This is a genomic window from Stutzerimonas marianensis (assembly GCF_022810315.1).
GTDB classification, from domain to species: domain Bacteria; phylum Pseudomonadota; class Gammaproteobacteria; order Pseudomonadales; family Pseudomonadaceae; genus Stutzerimonas; species Stutzerimonas marianensis.
The window spans coordinates 179,928-200,711 of the sequence record NZ_JALGRD010000003.1 but is presented as its reverse complement, the minus strand read 5'-3'; the positions used below and the strand labels follow the sequence as shown (position 1 = coordinate 200,711).

Genomic DNA, 20,784 nt, shown 5'->3' with positions numbered 1-20,784 from the left:
ATAACGAGAGGCTTTCATGAACAAGATCTACCCCAACGCACAGGAAGCGCTTGACGGCATCGTCGAGGACGGCATGACCCTCGCCGTCGGCGGGTTCGGCCTGTGCGGCATTCCCGAGGCGCTGATCGCGGCGCTGCGAGACACCGGCAAAAAGGACCTGACGGTGATCAGCAACAACGCCGGCGTCGACGGGTTCGGCCTCGGCCTGCTGCTCGAAACGCGCCAGGTGCGCAAGATGATTTCGTCGTACGTGGGCGAGAACAAGGAATTCGAGCGCCAGTATCTGGCGGGCGAGCTTGAACTGGAGTTCACCCCGCAGGGCACGCTGGCCGAGAAGCTGCGCGCGGCCGGCTCCGGGATTCCGGCGTTCTACACCCGCACCGGCTACGGCACGCTGATCGCCGAGGGCAAGGAAACCCGCCAGTTCAACGGCGAGTGGTACGTGATGGAAGAGTCGCTGCCAGCCGATGTCTCGCTGGTCAAGGCGTTCAAGGCGGACAAGGCCGGCAACCTGGTCTTCAACAAGACGGCACGCAACTTCAATCCGCTCGCCGCCATGGCTGGCAAGGTCTGCGTCGTGGAAGTCGATCACCTCGTGGAAACCGGTGAGCTGGACCCGGACCAGATTCACCTTCCCGGCATCTACGTGCAGCGCGTCATTCACAACCCTAACGCCGAAAAGCGCATCGAAAAACGCACGGTGAGGAGCTGATCATGGCCTGGACACGCGAACAGATGGCGCAACGCGCCGCACAGGAGTTACAGGACGGCTTCTACGTCAATCTGGGTATCGGCCTGCCGACACTCGTCGCCAACTACATTCCCGAGGGGATGGACGTCTGGCTGCAGAGCGAGAACGGCCTGCTCGGCATCGGCCCCTTTCCCACGGAAGACGAGATCGACCCGGATCTGATCAACGCCGGCAAGCAGACCGTCACCGCCCTGCCCGGCAGCGCCTTCTTCGACAACGCCATGAGCTTCGGCATGATCCGCGGTGGCCATATCAACCTAGCGATTCTCGGCGCCATGCAGGTGTCTGAGAAGGGTGACCTGGCGAACTGGATGATCCCCGGCAAGATGGTCAAGGGGATGGGCGGTGCGATGGACCTGGTCGCGGGCGTCAAGCGCGTCGTGGTGCTGATGGAGCACACCGCCAAGGGCGCGCACAAGATCATTCCGCACTGCGACCTGCCACTGACCGGCGTCGGCGTCGTGGACCGCATCATCACCGACCTTGGCGTACTGGACGTAACCGAGCAGGGCCTCAAGCTGGTGGAGCTGGCCGACGGTGTGAGTTTCGAGGCGATGCAGCAGGCCACCGGCTGCGCCATCCACCGCTGAGCGAACGCGCGCCTCTGTGACATGGCCCGACGCCACTGTGCATCGGGCCAGCGCAGCGTGTAGCCTTGGCCCGTTTCAAACGCAAGCACGCACCCGGCTCGACGCGAGCCGCGGGTGGACAGGCAGGACTGGATACCTTTCATGGCAAAGCAGACGTACAGCATTTCCGATTTGGCCAACGAGCTCGACATCACCACCCGCGCCATCCGCTTCTACGAAGAACAAGGCATGCTCTCACCGACCCGCCGCGGCCAGGAGCGCATCTACAGCCCGAAAGACCGCGTCGCCCTCAAGCTCATCCTGCGCGGCAAGCGCATCGGCTTCTCGCTGGCCGAATGCAAGACCCTGATCGAGCTGTACGACCCCAAGGCCGGCAACCAGAAACAGCTGAACATCATGCTCGGCATGATCGCCGAACGCCGCCAGCAGCTCGAACAGCAACTGCTGGACATCCAACAGATGCAGCTGGAGCTGGACACCGCCGAAGAGCGCTGCATGAACGCGCTGAAGAACACGCTGGGCAAGGAAGCGAGCTGACGGCGCCATACGCCTGGCTTGCGCCGCTTGGTGCGGCGTATCGATCCGCTCGAACGGCTGCCAATGGTATCGGCAGCCCGCCGCGCAGGCCGCGCTGGAGCCCCGCCACCGAAACGCCCGGCTAGCCGCCGTACGACAGTGAACCAGAGCGAAGCGTCCAGCGGAGCGGACACCCGTCCACATATCTGGACATCCGTCTTCGCCAATCGAACCGATGTCCAACCCGTTGGACATCCCCCGCGCCCCTTTTCCCGCTTAACCGCTCTGCGATGCGGCATTCCGCGCTTTTTGGAGTGCCAGGCACAGAACCTGCTATGGGAACGATGCGTCAAGCCAGAACACCTGGCGGAGCGAGCGGCTGCGACCCTCGTTCCGCCCACCGGCCCAGGTCGGGTACCGGTCCAAAACAACAAGAAAGAAGGAAACTCCGATGTCGATCACCCGAAAGCTAACCCGTCTCGCCTGCGCCGTCGGCGCCACCACCCTGCTCAGTGCGAGCCTGGTCAGCGGCAGCGCTGTCGCGGCGGAAAAGATCCGCTGGCAGGTTCCGCTGGCCTTCCCTTCGCACCTGGTCGGCCTGACCACGCCGATCAAGCACCTGTCCGAATCGCTCAAAGCCATCTCCGACGGCGATATCCAGCTACGGTACTACGAGCCGGGCGAACTGGTACCGCCGTTCGAGATCATGGATGCCGTCAGCAACGGCAAGTACCCGGCCGGCTACACCTGGATCGGCTACGACCAAGGCACCATCGCCGCCCTGCCGCTGTATTCCGGCGCGCCCTTCAACATGGAACCCCCGGCGTACCTGGCCTGGTACTACGAGGGTGACGGCAAGAAGCTGCTCGAGGAAATCTACGCCCAGCGCAACATCCACCCGATGCTGTGCAGCATCATTGGCCCGGAGGGTGCGGGCTGGTTCGCCAAACCGATCGAGAAACTGGAGGACATCGACGGCCTGCGCATCCGCTTCGCCGGTATCGGCGGCAAGGTGCTGGAAAAACTCGGCGCCTCGGTGACCATGGTCCCGGGTGGCGAGATCTACCAGGCCCTGGAGCGCAAGACCATCGACGCCACCGAGTTCTCGCAGCCGGCGGTGGACAAGATGCTGGGCCTGGACCAGATCATCAAGAACTACATCATGCCCGGCTGGCACCAGACCCTTACCACCTCGCACCTTCTGGTCAACAAGGATGTCTGGGACAAGCTCGAGCCGCAGAGCCGCGCGCTGATCGAGATGGGTTGCGAATCCGCCACGCTCAAGGGCTTCGCCGAAAGCGAATGGGCCCAGCCGACCGCGCTGCGCGACTACGAGAAGCAGGGCGTGAAGGCACAGGTGCTGCCTGAAGAGGTTCTGCGCGAGCTGGAACGCGTGACGAACGAGGTGCTGGACGAAATCGCCGCCGGCGACGAAATGTTCAACCGCGTGCTCACCAGCCAGCGCGAGTTCATGAAGCATCACTCGATCTGGCACAGCAAAGGCTACCTGCCGCGCACCTACTACCAGTACGACTGAAACGCTGTCCGCAGGCGCGCCGACGAGGTGCGCCTGCTTCCTATTTCGTCCGGACTGTCGAGGTGAGTCGTGTCCGTTGCTCCTGTCTCCGATACCCCCGGCAGCGCCGTGCCCGGCGATCCGCTGCCGCATAACCGGCTGTCCCGTTGGCTCGATCGGGCGCTCGTCGCGGTCGGCGAAGCCAGCGCCTGGATCTGGTTGCTGGTCCTGGCCGTGGTGCTGACCAACGTGTTCAGCCGCTTCGTCCTGGCGCGCGGCTCGATTGCGCTGGAGGAACTCTCCTGGCACCTGTTCGGCGCCGTGTTGATGCTCTCGCTCGCCTACGCGGTCGTGCGCGACGACCATGTCCGCGTGGACGTGCTGCGTGAAAAATTCAGCCTGCGCAGCCAGGCCATCATCGAGTTGCTGGCAATCCTGTTCCTGGCATTGCCGATCGTGGTGCTGATGGTCGACGCGCTGCTGCCCTTCGCCTACCAGTCGTATCTGCACAACGAGCGTTCGCAGGCACCCAGCGGCCTGCCGCACCGTTTCATCTTCAAGAGCGTGCTGCCGATCGGCCTGGCGCTGGTCGCCTTGGCGCTGCTCTCGCGCGCCACCCGTTGCAGCACGCTGCTGTTCAATTTCCCACGGGCGCTTGTCGCTCCCGGGCATGACCGCGACCGCGGCGTGCACGGCCCTGACGGAGCCGCCTAGATCATGGGTCTGGAAGAACTACTCGTCATCAGCATGTTCGCCACCTTCATGGCGCTGTTGCTGCTCGGCTTCCCGGTCGCCTGGTCGTTGGCTGGCATCGGGCTGCTGTTCGCCGTGCTCGGTCACGTGCTGGTCGAACACTTCGACGCCGATCTCTGGTTCACCTGGGACGGCACCATCGGTGTGCTCGATGCGCGCATCTACGGCATCGTTGCCAACGAACTGATGGTCGCCCTGCCCCTGTTCATCTTCATGGGCATCATGCTCGACCGCTCCGGCATCGCCGAGCGGCTGATGCACAGCCTGGTCCGCGTGCTCGGCCCGCTGCGCGGCGGCTACGCGGTGACCGTCGTGCTGGTCGGCATCCTGCTCGCCGCCTCGACCGGCATCGTCGGCGCCTCGGTGGCACTGCTCGGCATGCTGTCCATCGGGCCGATGCTGCAGGCCAAGTACAACAAGAGCCTGGCCGTCGGCACCGCCTGTTCGGTCGGCACCCTGGGCATCCTCATCCCACCCAGCATCATGCTGGTGTTGATGGCTGACCGCCTCGGCACGTCGGAAGCCTCGGTGGGCAAGCTGTTCATGGGCGCGTTGGTGCCGGGCATGCTGCTGGCGCTGATGTACATCCTCTACATCGTCGTGGTGGCCTGGCTGAAGAAGGATTTCGCGCCTGCGCCGGCCAATCGCCAGAAGCTCGATGCCAAGGCACTGGTCGACGTCTTCTGGGCCGTGGTGCCGCCCTTCGTGCTGATCCTCGCGGTGCTGGGCTCGATCTTCTTCGGCATTGCGACCACCACCGAGGCTTCAGCGGTCGGCGCCTTCGGTGCGGTGCTGATGGCCGCCTTCAGCCGCAAGCTGAACATGGCGGTTCTGAAGGATGCGCTCTACCAGACCAGCCGTACCGCGGCCTTCATCTTCGGCATCTTCATCGGCGCGACGGTATTCGCCGCGGTGTTGCGTGGCCTGGGCGGTGATGACGTGATCCGCGCAGCGCTCACCGGCCTGCCGTTCGGCCAGACCGGCGTGCTGCTGACCGTTCTGCTGATCACCTTCCTGCTGGGCTTCTTCCTCGACTGGGTGGAGATCACGCTGATAATCCTGCCGCTGGTGGCCCCGGTGCTGTTCTCCATGGGCGTCGATCCGCTGTGGTTCGCGATTCTCTTCGCGCTCTGCCTGCAGACGTCCTTCCTCACCCCGCCAGTGGGCTTCGCGCTCTTCTACATCAAGGGCGTCTGCCCGCCGGAGGTGACGACGCGGGACGTTTACCTGGGTGTACTGCCGTACATCCTCATCCAGTTGCTGGGCCTGGCCCTGGTGTTCTTCTTCGCACCCTTGGCGACATGGCTACCTAACGAGGTCTATGCCCAATAGGAACGCCCGACGCAGCACTGTTGCGCCGGGCACGCCACAGGCCTAGCGTTTGCCGGCTGCCTTGCCCCTCGCCGCCGGCGCCTCCCATAATCGGCCGACCGCAACCGGACAGTTCCGCTCATGGCAATCGCACGCAACGACCTCGACCACAACGGCCTGATCATCGGCGTCTCGCCCGAACGCTTTCGCGCCGTGGCCATGCCGCTCCTGTTCGATCATCTCAATGCTCAGTGCGAAGGCACCATTGCGGTGAACCGGCAGGCGCGCATCGTCTGGATCAACGACAAATACGCAGAGAAGATCGGCATCAGCGATCCGCGCAGCGTGCTTGGCAAGGAGGTCGAGGAGGTGCTGCCGGCGAGCCGCCTGCGCGAGGTGGTCGAGAGCGGTTTGCCGAGCATGCTCGACCTGATGGCCTTTGGTGATGAGCACTTCGTGGTCACGCGCATTCCGCTGCGCGACGAGGACGGCACCCTGGTCGGCGCGCTGGGCTTCGTGCTGTTCGACCGTGCCAAGCACCTCAAGCCGCTGATGGCCAAGTTCAACGTCCTGCAGACCCAACTGGTCGCCACCCAGAACGAACTGGCCAAGGCGCGCCGTGCGCGCTACACCATCGCCGGTTTCATCGGCACCAGCCCTGCCGCCAGCGAAGTGAAGCGCCAGGCCCGACGCGCCGCGCAGCTCGATGCCACGGTGCTGATTCGCGGTGAGACCGGCACCGGCAAGGAGTTGCTCGCGCAGGGCATCCACAACCTGTCGCCGCGCGCCAACGGGCCTTTCGTGGCGGTGAATGTCGCCGCGATCCCGGAGACGCTGGTCGAGGCCGAACTCTTCGGCACCGCGCCCGGCGCCTTCACCGGTGCGGACCGCAAGGCGCGCATCGGCAAGTTCGAAGTCGCCAATGGCGGCACCCTGTTTCTCGACGAAATCGGCGACCTGCCGCTCGCCTTGCAGGCGAAGCTGTTGCGCGTGCTGCAGGAGCAGGAGATCGAGCCGCTCGGGTCCAACCAGGTCAAGCCGCTCAACGTGCGCGTCATCGCCGCGACGCACATCGACCTCGAAGCCAAGGTAGCCGCCGGCGAATTCCGTGACGACCTCTACTACCGCCTCAATGTGCTGGCGTTGAACGTGCCGCCACTGCGCGAACGCGCCAGCGATATTCCCTCGGTCATCGAACACCTGCTCGACGACATCGCCAATCGCTCGGGCCAGGCGCCCATGGAGCTGACGGCCGATGCAATCGCCCTGCTCTGCAACCAACCCTGGCGCGGCAATGTGCGCGAGCTGGGCAACCTTCTCGAGCGCGCCCAGCTGAACACCGAAGGCGCACCGTTGGAAGCGAGGCATTTCCGTCCGCTCTTGGCCGATCAGAGCCAAAAGGCCGCGCCGCCGGCACCGGCGCTCATCGAGGTCGCCGCTCGCACCGATACCGCCGTTCCAGAGGAAGAACCGGCCCCGCTGCAGCGCCTCGCCGAAAGCATCGCCCTGGCCGAACGCCGCGCCCTGCAAAGCGCCCTGCTCGCCTGCAAGGGCAACCGCCGCCGCGCGGCCATCGAACTCGGCATCTCACGCGCAAGCCTGTATTCGAAGCTGCAGCTGCACGGCTTGAGCGAACGCTGAGTTATCGCAGGCGTTTTTTGAGGCGGGCATCCCGGCGGCGCGTTGTGGTAAACACCAGGCGTGTCTATGGTGATGGGCACCTGCCTTCGTCGAGCCTCTACGGCTCGACGGCCAAAACGGAGTCCATCATGCATCAAGCCACCAGCTGCACCTCGCTCGACGAAGTCCGCCAGAACATCGATCGTATCGACGAAGCGCTGGTCGCGCTCATTGCCGAGCGCGGACGCTACGTGAAGCGCGCCGCGGCGTTCAAGAAGACCAGCGATGACGTAAGGGCGCCGCAGCGGGTCGAGCAGGTCATCGCCAAGGTTCGGGCCTTGGCGACAGCCCAGCAGGCGAACCCCGACATCGCCGAACAGGTGTACCGCGCGATGATCGCGGGCTTCGTCGAAGCCGAGTTGGCCGAGCACGCCGCGTTGCGCGCGAACTAGCGCACGCCTCCCTGAGCCGGGCATTGCTACTGCGCCACCCAGCCTCCATCCATGTTCCAGGCGACACCGCGAACCTGCTTCGCGGCATCGCTGCACAGAAACAACGCAAGCTCGCCAAGTTGCTCGGGCGTCACGAAGTCCAGGGAGGGCTGCTTCTCACTCAGCAGCTCCCGCGTGGCTCGCTGCACGTCGCCATGGGCCTTGGCGTTATTGTTGATCTGCTGCTGAACCAGCGGCGTCAGCACCCAGCCAGGACAGAGGGCATTGCAGGTAACGCCCGTAGTGGCCGTCTCCAACGCGACGCTCTTGGTCAGCCCGAGCAAGCCATGCTTGGCCGCGACATAGGCCGACTTGCCCGCCGAAGCCACCAGACCGTGGGCGGACGAGATATTGATGATCCGCCCCCAGTCGCGCTGACGCATGCCCGGCAACGCCAGGCGAATGGTGTGAAAGGCCGACGACAGGTTGATGGCGATGATGCTGTTCCAGCGATCCACCGGGAACTGTTCGATCGGCGCGACATGCTGGATGCCGGCGTTGTTGACCAGCACGTCCACGCGGCCGAGGTCGCGCTCGGCCTGCCGCATCATGTCGGCGATCTGCTCGGCGTCCGAGACGTCGGCTGGGTGATGCAGCACGCGCGTACCGAAGGCCGACACCTGGGCGATGGCGCCGTCCACCTCGCCGAAGCCATTGAGCATCACGTCGGCCCCCGCCTCGGCCAGCTTGCAGGCGATGCCCAGACCGATGCCGCTGGTGGAACCCGTCACCAGGGCAACCTTGCCCTTCAGACTCATGACCGACCTCCTGCAGAACGCTCATGCAACAGGCATGGTCGAGAAGACGCGGACGATACGAGGCAGGCCGACGGGACGGCCGGGGGGAGAATGGACTTCATGGGCGGTTTCCTTGTTGTTCTAGTTGTCTCGCCCGGTCGATGAACCGGTCGAACAAGCCTGACCCTAGACCCGGAGCGAAAGACGTGCCAATCCAGCCTCCAGGCGCCGATACGTCCTCAACCCGCCTGAATGCGCGGCGTTGTGCCTGCGCTTGGCCGAATGCCCGTTCACGCCGCCTCTGCACCATGTCCATTTTCCTGAACATGCCTACCTGAGGCGACATCCACGCTGGGCCTGTCCGGCCAATTGGACGCACATAGAGTTGCGGTCAAGGGGCGGTATCGGCGCGCCCTTCCAGCGGATCGATTAAATGGAGCCCAATCATTCGGCGCTCAGCAGATACTCGACGAGCGTTCGGGTGCAGGCCTGGATGCCGTCCGCGGTGATCAGCTCGTATCCGTGGGTGTTTTCGGTGGGAATGGCGAGGCAACCGGCCTGCGGCGCCGATCCCGAACCAAGCACGGCGCTGGCATCCGAGGCGAAGCCCGGCATCAACGCGGGTTGGGGCTTGTAGCCGCAGCGCACGGCAGCAGCGAACAACGCATCGGATAGCGTCTTGGTGTAGAGGCCCTTCTCGTCGCCGGTCAGGATGATCGGGTCGGCACACAGGCGGGTGCCGTACTCGTCGGCGATCGGGCCGACCTCCAGTGCGATGCAGGCCAGGCCGGGAAGCGTCCGCGCGGCATATTGCGCGCCGGCGTTGGTTTCCTCTTCGTTGGTGGTGAACACGAAGTAGACATCCTGGGCGAGTTCATCCCTGCGTGCCGCCAATTGCTCGGCGGCGCGCAAGGCAGCGACCACCGGCGCGCGGTCGTCGAGAAAATGTGCGGCGATGGCATCGTGCACCCTGAACGGTCGACGCCAGTGCTGGCTGAGCACGACGCGTGAGCCGGGCCGCACGCCCATGCGAGCCAACTCGTCCGGCGTGCGACGAGTGATGACATGCACATCGCTCCATTGCACGTTGCCCCTGAGGATGTCCATCGATTGGCTCGACTCGGACGTGCCATGCATGGTGCCGAACGAGAGCACACCGGGCAGGTTCTCCGATTCGCCCATGATGTCCACCGGACACATGCCAAAGTTGACCGGAAACGCACCGCCCAGCGCGACCACATGGAGGCGACCGTCCTCGGCGATGCGCTTGACCACCATCGCGATCTCGTCCTGGTGCGCCATGACCCTGATCGCGCGGGCCTGCGCCGTCTCCCGCGCGACGCCCGTAGCCCGGATGAGGCCGATCAGGTTATTAGCCGGATCAAGCCAGACTTCATCGCAGCTCGATTCCAGCGCGGTACGACATACGGCGACGACCTCTTCCTCTTGCCCGCCTGGCCCACGGGCGAACAGCAGCTTCTCCAGCAATGAATAGTCGGCCTCGACTGTCATGACTCCTCCGGTTACATGGCTGTGCATTTCTGACCAGGGCTTGAGCCCGACGTGCGCCTGACCTATCTGTCGTGGCGCGCGTGGGCCTGATCAGCTGGCGGCCCCGGTTCGTCAGGAAACGAACCGCCAACCGAAACCATGCGGTTCGCGGTGTTGCCGAAGCCTGAGCAGCCAATGCGCTGCGAGCCCGCTTCCGAAAACCCGGTAACGCCACCGGGCCAACCAAGGACTCCTGATGAAACATCCGAAACTCGTCCATCATGGCGCCCGCGAGGGCGTGACCGGTTCATGCCACCAGCTCTGGATGGACGACATGCACAGCCTGCTGATCGACTGTGGCCAGTTCCAGGGAGGAGACGAAGGGCACGCCGACGACGAGCTCGAACTGGATTTCTCGATCGAAGGCATCAAGGCGCTGATCGTGACGCATGTTCACATCGACCACGTCGGGCGCATCCCCAACCTGCTGGCAGCAGGATTCGAGGGACCGATCCTCTGCAGCGAGCCCTCAGCCCAACTGTTGCCGATCGTGCTCGAAGACGCGTTCCGGCTGTCCATCAGCCGCGATCAGCAACAGCTGGAGCGCTATCTGAAGGTCGTGGAGCAACGCATCATCGCGCTGCCCTACCGCGAATGGTTCACCCTGCAGGAAACCGAGGCGGCGCACTGGAAGGTTCGCCTGCAACCGGCCGGGCACGTACTGGGGTCGGCCTACGTGGAGTTCGAGCTGAGCGCGCCTGGGGCCGGTAGCGAGCGCGTCGTGTTCAGTGGCGATCTTGGGGCGCCCCATTCGCCCATCCTGCCCGACCTCGTGCCACCGGAACGTGCTGACCTGCTGGTGCTGGAAAGCACCTACGGTGACCGACGTCATGAAGACCGGGCACACCGGCGCGAACGCCTGCAGGCGGCCATCGAACGCGCGCTCGCGGATCAGGGCACCGTGCTCATCCCCTCGTTCAGCATCGGGCGTACGCAGGAGCTGCTGTACGAGCTGGAGGAGATTCTCCACGAACACAGCGAATCATCCGATACGGCCGGCACGGCACGGGAACACACCGAGCACGACGCGCCCGACATCGACTGGCCGAGGATTCCGATCATCCTCGACTCGCCCCTCGCCGGCCGGTTCACCCAAACCTACAAGGCGCTGCAGGGCTTCTGGGACGAGGATGCGCGGCACCGCGTGGAAGAAGGCCGCAAGCCGCTGTCCTTCAAGCAGCTCATCACCGTCGACAGTCACGACGAGCACATGCGTATCGTCGACCACCTCACCAGGACCGCTCGCCCTGCCATCGTCATCGCCGGCAACGGCATGTGCTCCGGCGGCCGCATCGTCAACTACCTGAAGGCCATGCTGGGAGATCCTCGGCACCATGTCGTGTTTGTCGGCTATCAGGGCAAGGGCACACCAGGACGAGACATCCAGACGCATGGGCCGCACGGTGGCTTCGTCGATCTGGAGGGTCAGCGCATCGACATCCGAGCCGGCATCGACAGCGTCGGCGGCTACTCGGCTCATGCCGATCAGGCGGATCTGGTCGGTTTCGTCACCCGGATGAAGGAATGGCCGACGGAAATCCGATTGATCCATGGCGAAGACCAGGCCAAGCAGCGCCTGGCCGAGCTTCTCAAGTCGCGGTATCGGGACGTGGGGAAACAAGGCCGGATCACCGTCCCGTAGCGCGCAGCCCGTTGGGCTTGTGGGCGCTACACCACCGAATCGAACAAAAGGCGGCCGCGGTGCCAGCCAACCGCCCGGTGGTCGGAACCTGACCGTACAGGCCTGCTCTACAAGCAAAGCCATCTGCGAGGAGGACCCGCCATGTCTGCCCTATCCGCCACTCCCGATTGCTGCTGGACTGCCAGCGCACCACGCGCCGACTTTCCGGCCCTGACCGGCAACTCCGAATGCGACGTGGTGGTCGTCGGCGCGGGCATTGTCGGGTTGAGCGCCGCCATGACGCTGTGCGAAGCCGGTAAATCCGTGGTAGTGCTCGAAGCGCGCGATGTAGGTGGACAGGTCACCGGACGCTCCACGGCCAAGATCACCACCCAGCATGCGCTGATCTACCGCCACCTGATCGACACCTTCGGCCAGGAGCTGGCCCAGTGTTATGCCGATGCCAACCGGGAAGCTGTCGCCCAGATTCGCCATTGGGTCGAAAATCTTGCCATCGACTGCGATTACCAGATCCAGTCGGCTTTCGCCTACGCCTGCTCGGCAGATTGGCGCCCGGCCATCGATCGGGAAGCCGAGGCGGCGCGCTGCCTGGGCTTCGCCGCACGGGTCGTCGACCATCCGCCCTTGCCCTTCGAAACCGCCGGCGCGCTGGAATTTCCCAACCAGGCGCAGTTCAATCCGACCCGCTATCTGATCGGCCTCGCCAAGGCCGTGCAGACTCGCGGTGGTCGCATCCACCAACAGACACGTGCGCTGAGTTTCGAGCGCCAGGGGCGCTGGCAGGTTGGCATCGAAGGCGGCAGCGTCGAAGCCGATCAGGTCATCCTGGCGACGCACCTGCCAGTCGAGACCCCGATCGACCTCGCCAGCCCGACCCAGCCGCGCTGCCACGTGGCCATGGCCTTCCGCCCGCAGGCGGGCGCGCAACTGGAAGGCATGTACATCGGCGTCGACGAGCCGACCCACTCGATCCGCATGGGCCGCGATGACCAGGGCCCGCTCTTCATCGTGCTCGGCCCGCGCTTCAGGACCGGTCAGGATGGCGACGTCGCCCGGCGTTTCGTCGATCTCGAGCAGTGGGCACGGAACAACCTGCCGGTCAGCGAGGCTGTCTGGCGCTGGTGCAATGAGGACTACGACACCGCCGACCGGGTGGGCTACGTCGGCGAGCCGGACCCCGAGCAATCGCCCGGCCTGTTCGTCGCCACTGGTTTCAACGGCTGGGGCATCAGCAACGGCACCGCGGCCGGGCTGGGAATCGCGCGCCAGATCATCACTGGTCGCCGGCCGTGGAAACATCTCTACGACCCCAACCGCCCCAAGCCCGACGATTTCAATCAGAGCAGCGACAGCCAGTCACAGGTCGCCGATCTGGACGCCATCGGCCGCGGCGAAGGCGGTGTGGTCACCCGCGGCGACGAAAAGATCGCCGTCTGGCGCGACGACGCCGGAACCCTGCATGGCGTCTCCGCCGCCTGCACCCACATGGGCTGCAGCGTGACCTGGAACAATGCCGATCGCACCTGGGACTGTCCCTGCCATGGGTCGATCTTCAAGGCCGACGGCAGCGTGATCCACGGCCCGGCAATCGAGCCGTTGCCGGCGCGATCGCTCTGATCGCCGGCGGAGCCCAGCCATGAATGCCTCGTCTCGGTCGACCGTGCTGTCCCTGGGCAGCATCAACGCGGATTTCCAGGTCAGGGTCGACCAATCACCCGGCAGTCAGGAGACCCTCCTCGCGCACGACTTCAGCCGCCTCGCCGGCGGCAAGGCGAGCAACACCGCCTGGCTGGCCGCGCGCTTCGGCCATCGCAGCCTGCTGATCGGGCGCGTGGGCGACGACGATCTGGCGGACCAGGCGCTGGGGCCGTTGCGCGACGCCGGCGTAAATATCGATGGCGTGACCCGCGCCAAAGGCCAACAAACCGCCGTCTCGCTGATCACAGTGCCGCCGGATGCAAAGAAGCAGATCGTGCTGGCCACCAATGCCAATGACCACTGGGATGAACCGGCGATGTTGGCGATGGAGCAGCTTATTGGGCGCACCGAAGCCCCGGCCTGCTTGGTCGCCGATTGCGAGGTGCCGGCAGTCGTCGTCGCACGGGCGGTAGAGGCTGCTTGCGCACGGCACATCCCCGTCGTACTCGACCCTTCCTTCCCGGACCGGGTCCCGGCCGACCTGCTGCCGCAGCTGGATGCGATCACGCCCAACACCAGTGAGGCCGAAGCACTGACCGGTCGCGAGATCGACGGGCTGGAGGATGCGGCCTGGGCCGCTCGCCAGTTGCGCGAACGGGGCGTGCGTATCGCCTGCGTCAAGCTGGGCGACGGTGGTTGCGTGCTGGATGCCGGCGGCGGGGCGATCCATGTTCCACCTGGTGACGTGCAGCCGACCGACACCACCGGCGCTGGCGACGCCTTCACGGGCGTCTTCGCCGTTGCCTTGCTCGAAGGACTCGACCCGGTGGATGCGGCGGCGTGGGGCGTGGCGGCGGCCAACCTGGCGGTGACCGGTTACGGCTCCAAGCCCGCCTACCCGGACCGCGAGCAGGTCGCTTCGATGGCCGCGCGGATTCGCCAGAACGCCAGGTGCCTCGATGCAGAAGGATGAAACACGCTGGCAAGTCCGATTCGAGGCATTCGACGCCGATGACGAGCACCGGCGCGAAGCACTTCTTGCGCTGGGCAACGGCGTGCTGTCCTGGCGCGCGTCGGCACCCGAGGCGTCGGCCGCGGACGACGCCGCCTCTGATGTGCATTACGCCGGCTTCTATCGAGCCGGCTGGTACGACGACGGCGCGCGCGAAGTCAACGGTGAGCCGGTGCGTCTCGAAGCGCTGGTCAACCTGCCCGATCCGTTCGGACTAAGCGTTTCACTCGATGGCCGACAATGGTTCGGCTCGGCCGACGTGCCACTGCTCGCCTACCGGCAATCGCTGTACATGGACCGTGCCCGGCTCGAACGCGAAATCTCCTTCCAGCTTGCGGGGCACAGCCTTCGACTGCGGGAGATTCGCCTGCTCAGCCTGGCCAATCCCCATCTCGCCCTGCTCCGCTGGGAGCTGCAGTGCCCGCCGGGCGTCGAGCGCGTGCAGGTGCGCTCGGTCATCGATGCCGGCGTGGAAAACGCGCTCATCGGGAAGAACCGCGCCTACGAGGGCAAGCGCCTGCGGGACCTGGTGCTGGAGCCCGCGGAAGGCGGCCGGGCCACGCTCAGTGCCCGGCTCGAGACGCCGGGGCGCCGCCTGGCGATGGCCGTGCATGCCTGCCACACGGGCCAGATCCAGCCGTGGCGCTCCGAGTGCCAGGGCGAACGGCTCCTGCAGCAGACCGAATGCGTCGTGGAGAATGGCCGCCTGGTGATCGAAAAGCGCGTCATTGTGCAGGTGGACAGCGAGCTGCCCAGCACCGCAGCAGACGCCAGAAAGCAAGTGCTCGCGTGCTTGCCAACCCAATCCTTCGCCCGGCTGCACCTGCGCCATGCACGGGCCTGGCAGCGTTTATGGGCGCAGGCACCGCTGGGCCTTTCCGATGCGGGGCTTGAGAAAAGCCTGCGGCTGCACGGTTTTCACCTGCTGCAGACGATTTCGCCGCACAGCCCGGGACGGGATCTGGGTTTCCCTCCCCGCGGGTGGCACGAAGGCTACTTCGGCCAGGTGTTCTGGGACGAAATCTTCGCGTACCCCTTTCTCTCCAGCCACCTGCCGGACCTGGCCCGGGGCCTGCTCGACTACCGCTATCGGCGCCTCGATACGGCCCGTGAACGTGCGCGGATCGCCGGGCTGCGCGGTGCCATGTTCCCCTGGCGCAGCGCCGGCAGCGGGCGCGAGCAGACGCCGCCGTTCCAGTGCAACCCGCTGTCAGGGCGCTGGATGCCGGACTACACCTATCGCCAACGGCACATCGGAGCGGCGATCGCCCACGACGCCTGGCAGTTGTATCTCGCGACCGGCGATCAAGGCCTGCTCACCGGCCAGGCGGGCGAGCTGATACTGGACATTGCGCGTTTCTGGGCCAGCCTCGCGCGCTGGGACGAAGCACGCAGTCGCTTCGTGATCCTCGGCGTCATTGGCCCCGACGAGTACCACAACCTCCGCCGCGATGGCCAACCCGGCCTGGACAACAACGCCTACACCAACCTGATGGCGGTCTGGTCGCTACGGCTTGCGCTGGACGTCCTCGCGGCCCTGCCGGAAAGCGCCGCGCAGGCGCTCTGCAGTCGGCTGGACATCCAGCCCGGCGAACGGGGCATATGGCACGACATGACGCGAAGGATGTACCTGCCGATCCGCCCGGACGGTGTGCTGCTCCAGTTCGATGGCTTCGAGCAGCTCGAACCGGTACCCGACGCCTGGATGCAGGAAGACCATCCGCGTCTGGACTGGATGCTCGAAGCCCGCGGCGATCGGCCCGACCGTTACCGCCTGGCCAAGCAGGCGGACGTGCTGATGCTGCTCTATCTGTTTCCGGGCTCACGGCTGGGTGAACTGATCCGCTCGCTTGGCTACGCCTTCGACGAGCATGCGCTGCGCCGAACGGCCGCCTTCAACCTGTCCAGCCTTACCCATGAGTCGAGCCTGTCCCTGGTTGTCTGCGCGGGTGCGCTGGCCGGGATCGATCCGGCGGCCTCCTGGCGGTTCTTCCAGCAGAGCGCGGGCAGCGATCTCCAGGCGCCGTCCGAGGGCGGCACGTTGGAAGGTGTGCACCTGGGCGCCATGGCCGGCTCGCTGGATGTGCTGCAACGTCACTACCTGGGCGTTCGGGCCGAGCACGACGGGCTGCAGATTGCCCCGGCACCGCCGGCGGCACTGGGTAACGTGCGCCTCAGCGTGCAACACCGCGGTGCCTGGCTGCGACTGACCCTGGAAGGGCAGACGCTATTGCTCTGCGCGGACCCGGCGAACCGCCGCGACATCCCGATCACGACCGCCGCCGGCGCGAAGCCTCTCGCGCCGGGTCAGCGGCTGGCAATCGCCTGTGAGCGTCGCTGATCACCGAGCATCGGGCCCCGGTGTTGCGTCCCGTGCACGGCAACGCTCAAAAACGTTCATCCAAGCATGCTGTTGTCGCAGTTACGCGTTATAACGGCGCGCGGCAGCTCAGCCGCTGGGCTACCGTGATAGGACATTCAACCCAACCGTTACGCTGGACAGGACGAGACACATGACTGAAGACATCGGGAAGCTGGTTTTGCGGGTAAGTGTCGGGCTGATGATGCTGCTGCACGGCATCGCCAAGCTGCAGAGTGGCGTCGGTGGCATCGCCGGCATGCTGGCCGGCAAGGGCCTGCCGGAGTTTCTCGCCTATGGCGCGTATCTGGGCGAGGTCGTCGGGCCGATTCTGGTCATCATTGGCCTGTTCACTCGGGTCGGCGCGTTGCTGATGATCGGCAACATGCTGGTGGCGATCGCACTGGCGCATATGGCCGAGCTGTTCACGATCGGCCAGATGGGCGGCTGGGCACTGGAAACCCAGGGGCTGTTCCTGTTCGGCTCCGTGGCGATTGCCCTGCTCGGCGCGGGCCGTCTGAGCGTCGGCGGGTTGCATGGGCGTTTCAACTGAATCGCGGACCATGCCAACCAGCCCGCACGGTTCGCTGAGCCGTGCGGGCTGGGCTCGGTCGCCTGCCTCAGCTGCCGAACGGCATGGGCAAGCGCCGGGCCGCCTCGCTATGATCTGAGGCCATGAATACAGCCGTTCCCATTCGCTCACCCTGCCCGCCCGGCGCCTGCATTTGCGGGCGCGAGCAGCTGCTCGAAGCGCCGGAAAAAGGCGATCTGCGCATTCTGCGACTGACTCGCATGGAGGAAAACCGCCTCCTCGAACGGCTCGAGAACCTGGCGAGCCTCGCCGATTTGGAACGCATGCAGCAACGCCTCTACGAGCAGTTGGGTATTCGTATGGACATTGCTCCCGGCCCCAACGAGGTGCGCAGCATGCGCGGCATTCGTATCGAAATCGCCGAGCTGCCCGGGCTATGCCGCAAGACGCGCCAGTCTATCCCCGCCGCGATTCGCCGTGGGTTGGAGAAGCGCCCCGAGATCGCCTACGCGCTGCTCAATACGCACGACCTGTTGCGCGATGCCTGATTGGCGTCCCGACTAAAGACGAGATGCCCGGCAATGGCGCTGGCCAGTGCCTTCTGCGATAGTTGGCCGTCCAACCCATCGGTTGGTGTGCCTCCAGCCCACAAGGCTTCGAGGCGCAGTGACGCATTGCGAGGCCCGCTGCCCTACCCCTGCTCAGCGCAGCATCCGCGTCCTTTCGCGCTACCCGCGCGTCCCTATGGCTCATCAGCCATTGCTGTGCCGGTCACCCTCGAACAGTGCCTGGCCGTTCGCCCAATAAAACCAAGACTGATCCGAACAAGGACGCCTCATGAAACTGACTCGCTGCCTTACTGCCCTGGCCGCCGCAGCGGCCCTGTCCGCCACCTTTTCCGTCGCTGCCCGGGAATATTCCGTGTCCACCGTGCTGTCCGACGCCTTCCCCTGGGGCCAGGCCGCGCAGAAGTGGGCCGACCTAGTGGCCGAACGCTCCAACGGCGAAATCACCCTTCGCGTCTATCCCAACGCACAGTTGGTCGCCGGCGACCAGACCAAGGAATTCTCGGCCATGCGTTCGGGGCTGATCGACATGGCCGTCGGCTCGACCATCAACTGGTCGCCGCAGGTACCGGAGCTGAACCTCTTCTCGCTGCCCTTCCTGATGGCCAACAGCGCCGACCTCGACGCCATTACCCAGGGCGAAGCTGGCAAGCAGGCCTTCGCCGCCATCGAGAAGCGCGGCATCGTTCCCTTGGCCTGGGGCGAGAACGGTTTCCGCGAAATCTCCAACTCCTCCAAGCCGGTCAAGACGCCGGCTGACCTGTCCGGCCTGAAGATCCGCGTGGTCGGCTCGCCGCTGTTCCAGGACACCTTCACCGCGCTCGGCGCCAACCCGACCCAGATGAGCTGGGCCGACGCCAAGCCAGCGCTGACCACTGGCGCCGTCGACGGTCAGGAGAACCCGCTGTCGGTGTTCGACGTGGCTCGGGTCGATCAGGTCGGTCAGAAGTACCTGACGCTGTGGCACTACATGGCCGACCCGCTGGTCTTCGCCGTCAACCAGCGTGTCTGGAAGCAGCTGCCGGAAGCGGATCGCGAAATCCTGCGTCAGGCGGCCATCGATGCCGGCGAATGGGAAATCGAGCTGTCGCGCAGCGCCGAAGCCAAGCGGCTCGAGGACATTCGCGCCCGTGGCGTCGAAGTGACCGAGCTGAGCGATGCCGAACATCAGGCGTTTGTCGAGGCCACCCGCGTGGTGCATGAAAAGTGGGCCCCGAAGATCGGTGCCGAGCTGATCGAAGCCGCCCGCACCGCCATCGCCGAGTAATACACCGCTTTGCCCGGCGGCGCGGGGCCGCCGGGGTTCGAGGACTTTCATGGACAATCGACAGGACGCGCGCCTTGAGCGCGTGCTGGCCACCCTGGCGCTGGTGATCATCGGCCTGATCAGTCTGGCCAACGTGGTGGTTCGCTACTTCACCAACGCGTCATTCGCCTTCACCGAGGAAATCTCGGTCTTTCTGCTCGTCATGCTGACCTTCGCCGGCGCTTCGGTGGCGATGCGCAGCAACCGGCACATCCGCATCGGCTTCGTCGAACGGCTGTTCCCCCGACTCCGCGTGCCGCTGATCCTGCTGCAATGGCTGGCCGGCGTGCTGGTCCTGGGGATGGTGCTCTGGTACGGCGGTCAGTTCGCACTGGAGGAATACCAGTGGGAATCGGAGTCGCCCGGTCTCGGCCTGCCCAATTGGTGGTACGTGGTCTGGCTGCCGCTGCTGGCCCTGCTGATGCTGGTACGCCTGACGCAGATGACCATCGACCGCCTGCGCGGGAGGCTTAGCGATGAGCCCTGATGTCTGGATGCTCGCCAGCTTCCTGCTGTTGCTGCTGATCGGTGTGCCGGTGGCCTTTTCCCTCGCCCTGTCCGGTGCGATCGGCATCATTGCCGGGCTTTCCCCCGACATGCTCGCCACGCTCGGCACCAACACCTACAACGGGGTCGCCAAATACCCCTTGATCGCCATTCCGCTGTTCATCCTGACCGGGCTGGTGTTCGAGAAATCCGGCGTGGCGCTGCGCCTGGTGCGCTTCGCGCAGGCATTGATCGGCCCACGGCATGGCGGGCTGGCGATGGTCGCCATTCTGGTCTGCCTGATCATGGGTGGCATGAGTGGCTCCGGCCCGGCTGATGCTGCCGCGGTCGCCATGGTGATGTTGCCGAGCATGACCCGCGCCGGCTATCCCAAGCCCTTCTCCGCGACACTGATCGCCGCGTCGGCCTCCACCGCGATCCTGATCCCGCCGTCGATCGCGCTGATTCTCTACTCCATCGTCGTGCCCGGCGTGGATTTGCGCGCGCTGTTCGCGGCGGGGTTGTTTCCCGGCATCATCGCCGGCCTGGTGTTGTTGCTACCGGCCTGGTTGCTGTCGCGTCGTTATGGGTGGGAAAACCCGGACGATGCCGAGCGCCCACCGCTGGGTGAAAGTTTTCGCCAGGCGCTACCGGCGCTGTTCGCCCCGGTGCTGATCCTCGGCGGGTTGCGCAGCGGCCTGTTCACACCGACCGAGGCCGCGGTGGCGGGCGTGACCTATGGCGTGCTGGTCGGTCTGTTCGTCACGCGTGAGCTGGACTGGCGCAACCTGTGGCGTCTGTGCGGCGAAGCGGCGGTCATCTCCGGCGTGGTGATGCTGATCATCGCGCTGGCCGGGATCTTCGCCTGGGCCGGCACCATGCTCGGCACCTTCCGCCACCTCGCCGAGTGGCTGATCTCGCTTTCCGACAACGGCGCGGTATTGCTGATACTGGTGATGGTCGCGGTGCTGCTGGCCGGCATGCTGCTCGATGCGATCTCCATCTACCTGATCCTGATGCCGATCCTCATCCCGGTAATGCAGCACTTCGGCTGGAACCCCGTGTGGTTCGGCATCCTCTTGGCGATGAACATCGCCATCGGCCAGTTCACCCCACCGGTGGCGATCAACCTGATGGTCACCGCCGAAGTCGCCAAGATCCGCCTGGAGCAGACGGTCGGCTGGGCGATGCTGTTCGTCCTGGTGATGGGCAGCGCCCTGGTGCTGGTAGCCCTGTTCCCGGAAATCGCGCTGTGGCTGCCGAGGGTGCTGGGGTACGCGGTGTAAGCGATGGCGCCCGTCGCAGGGTTCCAATCGGGCGTGCGGTGTCAGGTTCGGTGGGCTGGCCGACGCCGAGCACAGAGCGAACGCCGCCCGATGAGCGTTTCAAAACGGCCTAGCAAGCCTG

Annotated in this window: 19 protein-coding genes; 17 read left to right on the top strand and 2 right to left on the bottom strand. The window is 65.4% G+C overall.

Annotated elements, in window-relative coordinates:
• The first annotated feature begins 16 nt into the window (after positions 1-16).
• The 8 genes from MST27_RS06730 (at position 17) to MST27_RS06695 (ending at position 7,509) form a co-directional block, all read left to right on the top strand.
• Entirely contained in the window at positions 17-712 is a 696-nt protein-coding gene (locus MST27_RS06730; protein ID WP_243605236.1) for a CoA transferase subunit A, read from the top strand.
• Between the two features lie 2 nt (positions 713-714).
• The gene (locus MST27_RS06725) at positions 715-1,341 is read left to right on the top strand and encodes a CoA transferase subunit B (protein ID WP_243605235.1); all 627 of its coding nucleotides are present in this window, start codon (positions 715-717) and stop codon (positions 1,339-1,341) included.
• A gap of 141 nt (positions 1,342-1,482) precedes the next feature.
• Positions 1,483-1,878, top strand: a complete 396-nt coding sequence (locus tag MST27_RS06720) for a MerR family transcriptional regulator (protein WP_243605234.1) — start codon at positions 1,483-1,485, stop codon at positions 1,876-1,878.
• Between the two features lie 430 nt (positions 1,879-2,308).
• A complete protein-coding gene (locus MST27_RS06715; RefSeq protein ID WP_243605233.1) occupies positions 2,309-3,394 on the top strand; it encodes a TRAP transporter substrate-binding protein in 1,086 nt (361 codons plus the stop codon).
• A 69-nt stretch (positions 3,395-3,463) separates the two neighbouring features.
• On the top strand, positions 3,464-4,087 hold the full coding sequence (locus MST27_RS06710; RefSeq protein WP_243605232.1) for a TRAP transporter small permease subunit: 624 nt from the start codon (positions 3,464-3,466) through the stop codon (positions 4,085-4,087).
• Between the two features lie 3 nt (positions 4,088-4,090).
• Entirely contained in the window at positions 4,091-5,458 is a 1,368-nt protein-coding gene (locus MST27_RS06705) for a TRAP transporter large permease (RefSeq protein ID WP_243605231.1), read from the top strand.
• A 120-nt stretch (positions 5,459-5,578) separates the two neighbouring features.
• Positions 5,579-7,078 (top strand): sigma-54 interaction domain-containing protein, encoded by a 1,500-nt coding sequence (locus MST27_RS06700; RefSeq protein ID WP_243605230.1) that lies wholly within the window; start codon positions 5,579-5,581, stop codon positions 7,076-7,078.
• 128 nt (positions 7,079-7,206) lie between these two features.
• Positions 7,207-7,509: a chorismate mutase gene (locus tag MST27_RS06695; protein ID WP_243605229.1), complete on the top strand. Its 303-nt coding sequence runs from the start codon at positions 7,207-7,209 to the stop codon at positions 7,507-7,509.
• Positions 7,510-7,535: 26 nt separating this feature from the next.
• On the opposite strand, the gene MST27_RS06690 is transcribed toward MST27_RS06695, so the two are convergent.
• Both MST27_RS06690 and MST27_RS06685 read right to left on the bottom strand, forming a co-directional pair.
• On the bottom strand, positions 7,536-8,306 hold the full coding sequence (locus MST27_RS06690; RefSeq protein ID WP_243605228.1) for a 3-hydroxybutyrate dehydrogenase: 771 nt from the start codon (positions 8,304-8,306) through the stop codon (positions 7,536-7,538).
• Between the two features lie 423 nt (positions 8,307-8,729).
• Positions 8,730-9,797: a M20/M25/M40 family metallo-hydrolase gene (locus MST27_RS06685; protein WP_243605227.1), complete on the bottom strand. Its 1,068-nt coding sequence runs from the start codon at positions 9,795-9,797 to the stop codon at positions 8,730-8,732.
• A 235-nt stretch (positions 9,798-10,032) separates the two neighbouring features.
• On the opposite strand from MST27_RS06685, the gene MST27_RS06680 reads away from it, so the two are divergent.
• The 9 genes from MST27_RS06680 (at position 10,033) to MST27_RS06640 (ending at position 20,663) form a co-directional block, all read left to right on the top strand.
• A complete protein-coding gene (locus tag MST27_RS06680; protein ID WP_243605226.1) occupies positions 10,033-11,478 on the top strand; it encodes an MBL fold metallo-hydrolase RNA specificity domain-containing protein in 1,446 nt (481 codons plus the stop codon).
• A gap of 141 nt (positions 11,479-11,619) precedes the next feature.
• Positions 11,620-13,095: an FAD-dependent oxidoreductase gene (locus tag MST27_RS06675; protein WP_243605225.1), complete on the top strand. Its 1,476-nt coding sequence runs from the start codon at positions 11,620-11,622 to the stop codon at positions 13,093-13,095.
• Between the two features lie 19 nt (positions 13,096-13,114).
• Positions 13,115-14,089, top strand: coding sequence for a PfkB family carbohydrate kinase (locus MST27_RS06670; protein WP_243605224.1), 975 nt, complete (start codon positions 13,115-13,117; stop codon positions 14,087-14,089).
• Positions 14,076-16,469, top strand: a complete 2,394-nt coding sequence (locus MST27_RS06665) for a glycoside hydrolase family 65 protein (protein WP_243605223.1) — start codon at positions 14,076-14,078, stop codon at positions 16,467-16,469. The genes MST27_RS06670 and MST27_RS06665 overlap by 14 nt, the downstream gene beginning before the upstream one ends.
• Positions 16,470-16,641: 172 nt before the next feature.
• Positions 16,642-17,040, top strand: coding sequence for a DoxX family protein (locus MST27_RS06660; protein WP_243605222.1), 399 nt, complete (start codon positions 16,642-16,644; stop codon positions 17,038-17,040).
• Positions 17,041-17,162: 122 nt separating this feature from the next.
• The gene (locus MST27_RS06655) at positions 17,163-17,567 is read left to right on the top strand and encodes a hypothetical protein (protein WP_243605221.1); all 405 of its coding nucleotides are present in this window, start codon (positions 17,163-17,165) and stop codon (positions 17,565-17,567) included.
• Between the two features lie 289 nt (positions 17,568-17,856).
• Positions 17,857-18,852 (top strand): DctP family TRAP transporter solute-binding subunit, encoded by a 996-nt coding sequence (locus MST27_RS06650; RefSeq protein WP_243605220.1) that lies wholly within the window; start codon positions 17,857-17,859, stop codon positions 18,850-18,852.
• 49 nt (positions 18,853-18,901) lie between these two features.
• Positions 18,902-19,378, top strand: a complete 477-nt coding sequence (locus MST27_RS06645; protein ID WP_243605219.1) for a TRAP transporter small permease — start codon at positions 18,902-18,904, stop codon at positions 19,376-19,378.
• Complete coding sequence (locus MST27_RS06640; RefSeq protein ID WP_243605218.1) at positions 19,368-20,663, top strand: TRAP transporter large permease; 1,296 nt, start codon at positions 19,368-19,370, stop codon at positions 20,661-20,663. Before MST27_RS06645 ends, MST27_RS06640 begins: the two co-directional genes overlap by 11 nt.
• Positions 20,664-20,784: the final 121 nt, after the last annotated feature.

Excerpts from the sequence above, each read along its gene's own strand:
- MST27_RS06725 (WP_243605235.1), top strand. The coding sequence starts at position 715 with ATGGCCTGGACACGCGAACAGATGGCGCAACGCGCCGCACAGGAGTTA.
- MST27_RS06695 (WP_243605229.1), top strand. The coding sequence starts at position 7,207 with ATGCATCAAGCCACCAGCTGCACCTCGCTCGACGAAGTCCGCCAGAAC.
- MST27_RS06675 (WP_243605225.1), top strand. The coding sequence starts at position 11,620 with ATGTCTGCCCTATCCGCCACTCCCGATTGCTGCTGGACTGCCAGCGCA.
- MST27_RS06700 (WP_243605230.1), top strand. The coding sequence starts at position 5,579 with ATGGCAATCGCACGCAACGACCTCGACCACAACGGCCTGATCATCGGC.
- MST27_RS06720 (WP_243605234.1), top strand. The coding sequence starts at position 1,483 with ATGGCAAAGCAGACGTACAGCATTTCCGATTTGGCCAACGAGCTCGAC.
- MST27_RS06705 (WP_243605231.1), top strand. The coding sequence starts at position 4,091 with ATGGGTCTGGAAGAACTACTCGTCATCAGCATGTTCGCCACCTTCATG.
- MST27_RS06655 (WP_243605221.1), top strand. The coding sequence starts at position 17,163 with ATGAATACAGCCGTTCCCATTCGCTCACCCTGCCCGCCCGGCGCCTGC.
- MST27_RS06665 (WP_243605223.1), top strand. The coding sequence starts at position 14,076 with ATGCAGAAGGATGAAACACGCTGGCAAGTCCGATTCGAGGCATTCGAC.
- MST27_RS06685 (WP_243605227.1), bottom strand. The coding sequence starts at position 9,797 with ATGACAGTCGAGGCCGACTATTCATTGCTGGAGAAGCTGCTGTTCGCC.
- MST27_RS06650 (WP_243605220.1), top strand. The coding sequence starts at position 17,857 with ATGAAACTGACTCGCTGCCTTACTGCCCTGGCCGCCGCAGCGGCCCTG.
- MST27_RS06645 (WP_243605219.1), top strand. The coding sequence starts at position 18,902 with ATGGACAATCGACAGGACGCGCGCCTTGAGCGCGTGCTGGCCACCCTG.
- MST27_RS06660 (WP_243605222.1), top strand. The coding sequence starts at position 16,642 with ATGACTGAAGACATCGGGAAGCTGGTTTTGCGGGTAAGTGTCGGGCTG.
- MST27_RS06670 (WP_243605224.1), top strand. The coding sequence starts at position 13,115 with ATGAATGCCTCGTCTCGGTCGACCGTGCTGTCCCTGGGCAGCATCAAC.
- MST27_RS06715 (WP_243605233.1), top strand. The coding sequence starts at position 2,309 with ATGTCGATCACCCGAAAGCTAACCCGTCTCGCCTGCGCCGTCGGCGCC.
- MST27_RS06730 (WP_243605236.1), top strand. The coding sequence starts at position 17 with ATGAACAAGATCTACCCCAACGCACAGGAAGCGCTTGACGGCATCGTC.
- MST27_RS06690 (WP_243605228.1), bottom strand. The coding sequence starts at position 8,306 with ATGAGTCTGAAGGGCAAGGTTGCCCTGGTGACGGGTTCCACCAGCGGC.
- MST27_RS06640 (WP_243605218.1), top strand. The coding sequence starts at position 19,368 with ATGAGCCCTGATGTCTGGATGCTCGCCAGCTTCCTGCTGTTGCTGCTG.
- MST27_RS06680 (WP_243605226.1), top strand. The coding sequence starts at position 10,033 with ATGAAACATCCGAAACTCGTCCATCATGGCGCCCGCGAGGGCGTGACC.